Origin of the sequence: Corynebacterium sp. c3Ub_189 (assembly GCF_039907195.1) — a bacterium.
Classification (GTDB): Bacteria; Actinomycetota; Actinomycetes; order Mycobacteriales; family Mycobacteriaceae; genus Corynebacterium.
In genome coordinates this window covers 1-8,590 of sequence record NZ_JASBOF010000029.1, presented here as the reverse complement: position 1 = coordinate 8,590, position 8,590 = coordinate 1, and the positions used below count along the sequence as shown (strand labels likewise).

At 68.0% G+C, this 8,590-nt stretch carries 7 protein-coding genes and 1 pseudogene; 1 reads left to right on the top strand and 7 read right to left on the bottom strand.

Going from position 1 to position 8,590, the window contains the following annotated elements; all coding sequences use genetic code 11:
- Positions 1-729, top strand: a pseudogene (locus QKD99_RS11090) (hypothetical protein); the annotation flags it as partial.
- A gap of 196 nt (positions 730-925) precedes the next feature.
- Here the strand turns inward: QKD99_RS11090 and QKD99_RS11085 are convergent.
- From QKD99_RS11085 to QKD99_RS11055, 7 genes are all read right to left on the bottom strand, one after another.
- Positions 926-2,659: an ABC transporter ATP-binding protein gene (locus QKD99_RS11085; RefSeq protein ID WP_347951450.1), complete on the bottom strand. Its 1,734-nt coding sequence runs from the start codon at positions 2,657-2,659 to the stop codon at positions 926-928.
- Complete coding sequence (locus QKD99_RS11080; protein ID WP_347951449.1) at positions 2,656-4,434, bottom strand: ABC transporter ATP-binding protein; 1,779 nt, start codon at positions 4,432-4,434, stop codon at positions 2,656-2,658. The genes QKD99_RS11085 and QKD99_RS11080 overlap by 4 nt, the downstream gene beginning before the upstream one ends.
- On the bottom strand, positions 4,431-5,114 hold the full coding sequence (locus tag QKD99_RS11075; protein ID WP_034668635.1) for a class I SAM-dependent methyltransferase: 684 nt from the start codon (positions 5,112-5,114) through the stop codon (positions 4,431-4,433). The genes QKD99_RS11080 and QKD99_RS11075 overlap by 4 nt, the downstream gene beginning before the upstream one ends.
- 73 nt (positions 5,115-5,187) lie before the next feature.
- Positions 5,188-5,925 (bottom strand): ABC transporter permease, encoded by a 738-nt coding sequence (locus QKD99_RS11070; RefSeq protein WP_005325972.1) that lies wholly within the window; start codon positions 5,923-5,925, stop codon positions 5,188-5,190.
- Positions 5,922-6,674: an ABC transporter permease gene (locus QKD99_RS11065; RefSeq protein ID WP_347951448.1), complete on the bottom strand. Its 753-nt coding sequence runs from the start codon at positions 6,672-6,674 to the stop codon at positions 5,922-5,924. The genes QKD99_RS11070 and QKD99_RS11065 overlap by 4 nt, the downstream gene beginning before the upstream one ends.
- On the bottom strand, positions 6,671-7,714 hold the full coding sequence (locus QKD99_RS11060; protein ID WP_086589202.1) for an ATP-binding cassette domain-containing protein: 1,044 nt from the start codon (positions 7,712-7,714) through the stop codon (positions 6,671-6,673). Before QKD99_RS11060 ends, QKD99_RS11065 begins: the two co-directional genes overlap by 4 nt.
- The gene (locus tag QKD99_RS11055) at positions 7,711-8,382 is read right to left on the bottom strand and encodes a hypothetical protein (RefSeq protein ID WP_284767207.1); all 672 of its coding nucleotides are present in this window, start codon (positions 8,380-8,382) and stop codon (positions 7,711-7,713) included. Before QKD99_RS11055 ends, QKD99_RS11060 begins: the two co-directional genes overlap by 4 nt.
- Between the last annotated feature and the right edge of the window lie 208 nt (positions 8,383-8,590).

Below are 8,590 nucleotides of genomic sequence, written 5' to 3'. Positions count from 1 at the left end.
GACGAGGTGACGAGAATCCCCTCGTCGCTGTCGGACGGCGGTTTCCCGACCGGTGGCCCAGCCGCCGGCAAACCTCACCCGCGGCCGTCCGGGCCCTGTCCATGGCCAAGCCCGGTCTGGTGCCCCCGGCACCAACGACTTCCGGTGCCGCCCCGGGACGGTGAATTGCCCGTCATCCTCATTCCCGGGACCGGGGAGGACGCCTACGCGAAATGGGCGGGCCTCGCGTCCCGCCTCGCCCGGGCCGGGCTGTGCGCCTACACGTTCACCGACAACCCGCTCGTCGTCGATGGACACCCCGTCGAATGGGCCGTGTTCAGCGGCGACATCCGCCACAGCTCGAAAACACTGGATTCCGTCGTCGACCGGGTGCTGGCCGCGACCGGAGCCCCGGCGGTCAACCTCGTCGGGTATTCGCAGGGCAGCGGACCCCTGCCCCACCACTACATCCGGGAGCTGGGCGGGGACAGGGTCGTCGAACAGCTCATCGGTACCGGTGCCTCGAACCACGGGCCCCGGGCGCACAGCGCAGCCGATCGCTTTGACGTCCACCCCGAGATGCGCCACGGATACTCCCGAAACGCCGGCAAAACGAACGCGCTTGCCTGGGAACAGCAGATCTCCGGTTCCATGCTGCTGAATGAGCTGACCATCGGCGACATCACTCGACCGGGCGTGCGGTACACCTTCCTGGGCACGCGGCACGACAATGCCGTGCTCCCCCACTAAAACTCCTTCGTGCGGGAACCCGGCGTCACCAACATCACCGTCCAAGACGTGTGCCCCGCCCACCGCACCGAGCACTACGGCTTCAATTACGACCCTGTCGCCCAGGGCATCGTCGAGGACCCGCTGACCGGGACGGCGTGGCGGGACCACTGCACCGGTACCGGACCGGAGCGATGGTCCTCGACGGACGAGAGGATCAGGCGCCCGGGGAGCCTCCCGTCCGGCACGTCCACGACTCGGCGTAGCGGCCGCCCTTCGCCAGCAATTCATCGTGCGTGCCCCGTTCTGCGACCGTCCCGTCCTCCGAAAGCACGACGATGAGGTCGGCATCGCGGACGGTGTGCAGGCGATGGGCGACGACGATCACGGTGCGATCGCCGCGCAACGCTTCCATCGTGCCGACAATCGCCCGCTCAGTGGCCGCATCCAGCGAGGACGTCGGCTCGTCGAAAAGCACCACCGGGGAATCCTTCAGAAGCGCCCGGGCGATGGCGACGCGCTGCCGCTCGCCTCCCGACAGCAGCGTCCCCTCCTCCCCCACCGGGTTATCCCACCCGGAAGGCAGTAGCTCCACGATGCGGTCCACCCCGGATCGCCGGGCGGCCTCGCGCAAGCGGTCTCCGTCGCCGGGCCCGGAACCGAATCCGGGGTCGGCGAAGACCACGTTGTCCCGCACGGACGCGTCGAAGAGGAACGTCTCCTGGAACACCGGGGTCACCAGCGAGTTCACGCCGTCGGTGCCGATCCGAGGCAAGGGCACCCCGCCAATGAGGATCTCCCCCGAGTCCGGATCATGAAACCGCGACAGCAGCCGCATGACCGTCGTCTTGCCCGCCCCCGAAGGTCCCACTATGGCGACCAGCGCTCCCTGAGGCGCACGGAAGCTGACGCCGTCGAGGACCTTCTTCTCCCCGTACCCGAAGCTCACGCCGCGGAACTCCACGTCATGCCCGTCGGGCAGCTCCGGTGCGGCAGGCTCGGGAAGGGCGGGGATCGCCCGCAGGTCACGCAGCGCAGCCAACGTGTTGCGGCCCGCGCCGAAACCGCCGGACAACGCTCCCGCCGTGGTGATCGGTCCGGTGAACTGGACGACCACAATGAGCATCGGCGCCAAATGCGCCGGTGACATCCCGCCCGTCGCGGCGACCGCCACGGCGACGACCACCGCCGCCGTGAACACCGCATGGACGACCGAGCCCAACCGTCCGATGGCCGCGCCTTGCGTCGACGTCGCCTTCGCGAACGCATCGTGTTGGGCCTGGATCGCCTCATCCACCATCGCGTCCGCCGCCGAACCGTCGCCCGCGGCGCGAATCACCTGCTGGCCGCGGGTGAACTCGATCAGCCTGCCGGAGACGGCAGCGACGGCGTCAGCATGCGCTTCGTCCGACTCCCCGCCGACCCGGCCAATGGCCCGGTAGGCGAAGAAGAGCACCGGCGCCGACGCGACGAGAACCAACCCGACGCGCCAATCCATCGCCAGAATTCCGAGAGCGATGACGGTCGGCGCAACCACAGCGGCGATGACGGGCCGCAGGATCACGTACGGCACGGACGCCGCGAACGCCATGCCCGAAGACGCCATCTCCGAAAAGCGGCCGGCCGTGGACTTGGTGACGTACCCGAGTGGCAACGTCAGCACGCGTTCGCCCAGGGAACGCAGCAGGGACGACAGCACCGCTGCGGAATTCGCCCTGCCGACCGTCCCCGCGGCGAGGGACAGCACCGCATGGGCGGCCGCGAGGCCGGCGATGACGCCGGTGAAACGCCACGCCGTCGCATCATCTCCCTCGGCCAGAGCCGACAGCAGCGGCAGCAGCGCGACGAACGCCGCTCCCTGTGCCAGCGCGGCAAGCGCGGCCAACGCAATGAGCCACGCCAGCGTCATCTTCGAGTGCCGATCCGTCATCGACCACAAGTCCCGGATCATCGGTTCCCTGCCTTTTCATCGTCTGCTTCAGTGCCCCGCGGGGCGGATGGTTCGTCGTCGAGGGCGAACGCGCGCCACAGATCCCGGTAGCGACCACCGCGCGCAAGCAACTCGTCGTGGGTGCCCGCCTCCGCGACCGCTCCCCCATCGAGAACGAGGATGCGGTCAGCGTTGCGGATCGTGCTCAATCTGTGCGCAATCACGATCACCGTCCGCGAACGAGCCAAACGCTCGATTGCGGACTGAATGAGGGCCTCGGAAGCCGGATCCGCGTAAGCGGTTGCCTCGTCGAAGATGAGCACCGGCGCGTCCGTGACAATCGACCTCGCGATGGCCACGCGCTGCGCCTCACCACCGGAAAAGCTTACGTCGACGTTGACCACCGAATCCAGGCCCTTCGGCAGCGCCGCGATGACCGTATCGAGGTTCGCGAGCTTCGCGGCCGCCATGATTTCGCCGTCGGTGGCGTCTCTCCTGGCCAGCCGGATGTTCTCCCGCAAGGGCAGCGTGAGCAACTGCGGATCCTGGAACACCACCGACACCGAACGGTGCACGTCGCGCACGGCGATGTCGCGAAGATCGTCGCCGCCCAGCAGCACCGAGCCTTCGACAGGGTCGTGGAAACGCGCCAACAGCCGGGCGACGGTGGACTTTCCGGAACCGGAGGGTCCCACCAGCGCCGTGAGGGCCCCCGATTCGAACGTCGCGGACATCCCGTCGAGGACCCGCGGCCCATCCCCGTAGGAGAAGACCAGGTTCCGGACCTCGAGCGCGCCTCCGTGCACGGGCACCGGCTCGGCGGACTCGGTGATCGGCGGCGTGCCCAGCACCTCCGCGATGGACTTCAGGGCGGCGATCCCCGCGATGATGGGTTCGGAGTTCATAGCCACCCTCACGATCGCCGCGGAGAGTCCAAGGCCGAGAACCAGCCCGGCGACGAGACCCTCCGGTTTGCCGCCCGCGGTGTCCCTCAAAGCGAGGCCGGCGCCGCACACCACTGCGAGGACCGTGATCGGGGACGTCACCACGTCGATGAGCCCGAGATAGATGTTCGACTGCCGGGACCAGGCGGACCACGCGCGGACGAACGACGACGCCGCAGCATCGTAGCGGCCCGCGCCCTGGCTGGCGCGTCCGAAGGACTTCATCACCGGGATGCCGCGCACCAACTCGATGACCGCAGCCGTCACTTTTTCAGAGGCTCGCTCGTAGTCGCGCTGAAGACCGGCTCCGCGCGAAATCATCACGCCCATCAGGGCGAAGGTGACCAGCACCGGGACGACCGCCACCGCCGCGATCCGCCAATCGACCGCGACGAGCGCGATGAGGGAAAGCAGGGGAACCAGCACCGCCACCACGGTCTCGCCGACGGTGTGGCCCATGAGCTGGTGGACGGCCGCGACGTCCTTCTCAACCGACCCGATGATCCCCGACGAGCGCCGAGCGTCCAGCCAACCCAGCGGCAGCTTCCGGATATGGGCAACCAACCGGCGCCGGAGGTAGAGCTGCAGGTCGTTATCCGCCCGGTGCGAGAGCATGCCGGCGGCGCCGTCCGCAGCCATTCGCACCGTCGCGGCGACGACGATGACAACCACGGCCAACCACGTCCGATGCACCGGGGCCTCCGGGTACGTCATCGCGATGTCGATGATGCCGACCAGCGAAGCGACGGTAGCCACCGACGACAGGACGGACAACGCGACCACCGCACGCATCCGGGTCCGGATCGGGGCGAGCAGCGACCACGGGCCGACGGTCCCGTCCACGGCGCTCACTTCCCCGCCTCCCCGATCGCGCTTTTCTTCGCGAGAGTGCAGAAATACACCATGCCGGCGCGTGAGGCTCCGTCCAGCTTCAGCCCGTTGGCTTCGGCGAGGTCCTCGAGCTCGCTGCCCCGGAACACCCGGTGGCCCATCTTCGCCATGACGGCCATGTCGACCCGCTCGTTCACGTCGGGATCCTCGACGAACGTCTGCACGTAAGCGATGCCGCCGTCGGCGAGCAGCCCGGAGACCCTGCCGAGCGCGGCTCCCGCATCCTTCATTTGGTGGAGCGCGCCACACACCCAGATTTCACAGGCCCCGCCGGGCTCTCCCGCGAGCGGCGTGAGGATGTCGGCAACGTGGAATTCCGTCCGGGCCCCGAGCCCGTCGGCGGCGGCGCGTTCGCGGGCGATGCGGATCGCATTGGGCGACAGGTCGTAGCCGACGATGTTCGCCCTGCGATAGCGAGACTCAGCGGCGAGCGTGCGGGCGAGCCACCCGGTTCCGCAACCGAGGTCGAGGACCCGGGCCGGCGCATCCGGCCCGGGATCCAGCGCACGGAGCTTCCGGTACACGGCGGCGGCGTCCATCGGTTCGCGCGCATAGCGGCTTAGGAACCTCGGCTGGACCTTGTCCTCGTAGGCCGCGAGGAGCCTGCGGTTGTTCTGGACGATCTGGGCGATCGACTTCATCTGGTTCTGTCTCCGGGTGTGTGGGCCGCGTCCACGCGGCGGTTTCGGGTTAGATGCTCGGATTCGCGGGCCGTCATGCAGACTCCCCCGGCCTCGTTTTCACGGCGATGCCCCACGCCGCGAGCACGGCGATACCAAAGAACCAGGCCGCGCAGACCACCAGACCCGCAGCCCCGGTACCGTTGACGGCCTCGCCGGCCGCGGATACGGGGGTGTGCCCGGCGATTCCGCGCAGGAGGGGACGGAAGTGGTCGGCGGGCATGAGCACCGTGTTGACGAACATCGCAACGATTATCAACGGGATAAGGGCCACGGATCCCTGGGGGCTGGTGATGGAGAACGCGATGTACGTGCCGGTGCATGCGGCCGCCGCGGCAACCATCGCGCCGGTCACCGTGATCCTCCACCACCAGGACACCTCCAGGGGGCCGTCGGAAAGCAAGGCGGCCACCGCCGCGACGACGATCGTCATCGCCATGATCCGGATGAACTCGGCGATTATCCGTGCGGTCGGCACGGCCGCGTACGGTGCCGGCATTGTGATCAACCGCTCGTGGAGGCCATTGCTGCGTTCAACGAACACGGTGGACGATCCCGTGATGGCCAAGATGAACGCCCACGCCGTTACGACAAGGATGACCGCGTTCCGGAGTTCGAACTCTCCGGTGAGCTGCCTGACCAGGCTACCGAACATGCGGTTGACGATGAACAGGTACACGAGCGGAGCAATGAACGTCATGAACCAGAAGTCAGGGCGCCGCAGCCAAGTGTGGACGATGCGCCGCAGATGCACGAAAATGGCGTCGATCATGATTCGCTCCTCGAGGTGAACAGGCGGATGAACAGGACGATTCCGACGACCGACGCGACACCGAGCCACAGGGCGGCCTCTTCCCCGGCGTGATTCGGGAAGGCGCCCGGGGACGCCGCCCTGATCACCTCGATCACCGGCGAAAAAGGCATGTGGCGCACGATGTCGCGCAGGGAGCCGTCCACAGCGGTCGTCGGAATGAACGCGGTGGAGAACATGAGCAGCAGCATTTCCAGCGCCTGGATCGATGAGGCCGTCGACACCGGAGCGGGCACCATCAGGATCACCCCGTCCGTGACCAGGGACAGGACCGCGGCAGCGAGCAGTGACCACAGGACTGTCCACGCGACGTCACCGAGAGCCATGTCGAGGCCACAGGCCCACGCGACGATCAGCAGCGCCGCGATCGACGCGGACATCCGCAGCACATCGGTGGCGAGCCTGCCGGCGACATAGCCGCCCGTGGCCCCGGGCAACACGCGCACACGGTCGACGAGCCCGGATTCGACGTCCTGTCCCACCGCCATCGCCGACGCCGCGGCGGTGAACATCGCCGCCTGGAACAGGCAGCCGCCGAGCACGAAACGCAGGTACCCGAAGCCGGATTGCCCTGCTGAGTACCCAAACACCGCGTACAGGCACAGCAGGAAGAGGGGAGGAACGACGAACATGGAGATCAGCGACGCGGTGTTGCGTCGCAACAGCAGCAGATCCCGACGGAGGAACGCCGCGACCGACGTCGCACTCATCGCGCCGCACCCCCCGCGTTCATCGATATGAACACCTCGTTAAGGGTGGGCGGCGACACGCTCAGCGAATCCGGCAACGCTTCCGAGGCCTCCATCGCCCGCGCCACCGCCTCGAGGACCTGCGGTCCGGGGTCGACGTCGAGGGACACCATCTTCCCCGCGACGCGGGCGCGGTCCAGACACGCTCCCCTTAGGCAGCGGGCGAATGCCTCCGCCCCGGCGGCGGTGGCGAAGGACACGCGGAGCACGTGCGACCCGAAGTCGCGACGCAATTCCTCCGGCGTTCCGCTGGCGACGATGCGGCGGTCCTTGAGCAGATGGACGTGGTCTGCCAGCGCCTCCGCCTCTTCCAGGTACTGGGTGGTCAGCACCAGGGTCATTCCGTCGTCCCGCAGTTGCCGGATGAAGCCCCACAACTCTTCGCGGCTGACCGGGTCCAGCCCCGTCGTGGGTTCGTCGAGGAACAGCAACCTGGGCACGACGCACAGCGACGCGGCGATGTCGAGGCGGCGCCGCATACCACCCGAATAGGCCGACGCCAACGTCGAGGCACTGTCCGCGAGCGAGAATTGCGCGAGCAGTTCCGTCGCGCGGGCGGCCGCGTCGGCGCGGTCGAGTCCGCGCAGACGCCCGAAGAACTCCAGGTTCTCCCGGCCGGTGAGGTTCTCGTCGATCGCCGCGAATTGGCCGGTGGTGGCAATGTCGGCGCGCACGCCCGCCGGATCCTCTTTCACATCGCGCGAGAAGATGCTCACCTCGCCGGAGTCTGCGGTGATGAGCGTCGACAGGATTCGGATGAGGGTGGTCTTGCCTGCGCCGTTGTGGCCGAGGAACGACACGATCGACCCGGCGGGCACGGTGAAACTCACGCCGTCGAGCACATGCTTGCGCATCCGGGCGCCGCGCTTTCCCTTACGCCCGCCGTCCGGCGGAGCACCTGCCCCGCCTTCGGGCGCGGTGCCGGCTTTGCCCGCAATCGGGTAGCTCTTCGTGAGGTCGCGGACGACGATCGCCGCACCCCGTTCAGCTTGATCCGTCATCGTTTCTCCTTTTCTTTGGTGTCGCAGTGGGCCGCTGCCGGCAGTGGCCCCGTGGTCAGGTTGTCATGCGGCGTTTCGATATGGATGCCCGCATCGCGGGCGAAGGCGAGGACCGGTTCGAGGAGCCGGGGGTGGCCGACGAGATCCCGGCACCCCGGCGCGACCGGCTTCCCCGTGACCGACGCAACGGTGGCGGCGGCAATGGCCGCGGTCATTTTGTAGGAACCCGGGCCAGTCGCCCGGACGACGGTTGTCTCGGCCGCCGACCCCGCATCGCCCGCGCCGGCGGAGGACAGTGCGACGACCAGCTCGGCGGGTTGCGGAGTGCCCTTCGCCCGCGCCTTCCGCGACGTCACGGCCGCCCCGAGACGGGCGAGCAGACCGGAGACGACGGGCATCGCGTACAGTCTCGACGTGCGGATCTTCTCCACCGACTCATCGGGGAGAGCATCGAAGGCGACGTGGTAGGAATATCCGAGGATCGAGGGGCACACCTCGCGTACGACGTCGATGTCCGGGCATTCGTAGCCGATTCCGCTTTGCGACGACACCGGGTTGCGCCGCACTTCGACGATGGCGCCGCCGAGCATATCGCGGGTGGATGGTCGGCCACCCGCTGCGACCGGTGCGACGTGTACCAACCGCCCATCGTCCGTCTGCGATGCCACGGCGTCGCCGTCGCCCGTCCCGTCCGGGCCCGCGTCCCCGACTCCCCCTCCGGAGAGGGGTTCTCTGGTCGATCCACGTTTTCTGTTCATCGTCGCCGCCTCGCTTCCGTTGCCGATTCCCGATCGGGAACATAACTTGAAACAGTATTAGGTTAGGCAATCCTTATCTACTTATGCCAGACTCGAATTATTGACTTTGCCCCCGCTC

Excerpts from the sequence above, each read along its gene's own strand:
- QKD99_RS11085 (WP_347951450.1), bottom strand. The coding sequence starts at position 2,659 with ATGATCCGGGACTTGTGGTCGATGACGGATCGGCACTCGAAGATGACG.
- QKD99_RS11075 (WP_034668635.1), bottom strand. The coding sequence starts at position 5,114 with ATGAAGTCGATCGCCCAGATCGTCCAGAACAACCGCAGGCTCCTCGCG.
- QKD99_RS11070 (WP_005325972.1), bottom strand. The coding sequence starts at position 5,925 with ATGATCGACGCCATTTTCGTGCATCTGCGGCGCATCGTCCACACTTGG.
- QKD99_RS11065 (WP_347951448.1), bottom strand. The coding sequence starts at position 6,674 with ATGAGTGCGACGTCGGTCGCGGCGTTCCTCCGTCGGGATCTGCTGCTG.
- QKD99_RS11060 (WP_086589202.1), bottom strand. The coding sequence starts at position 7,714 with ATGACGGATCAAGCTGAACGGGGTGCGGCGATCGTCGTCCGCGACCTC.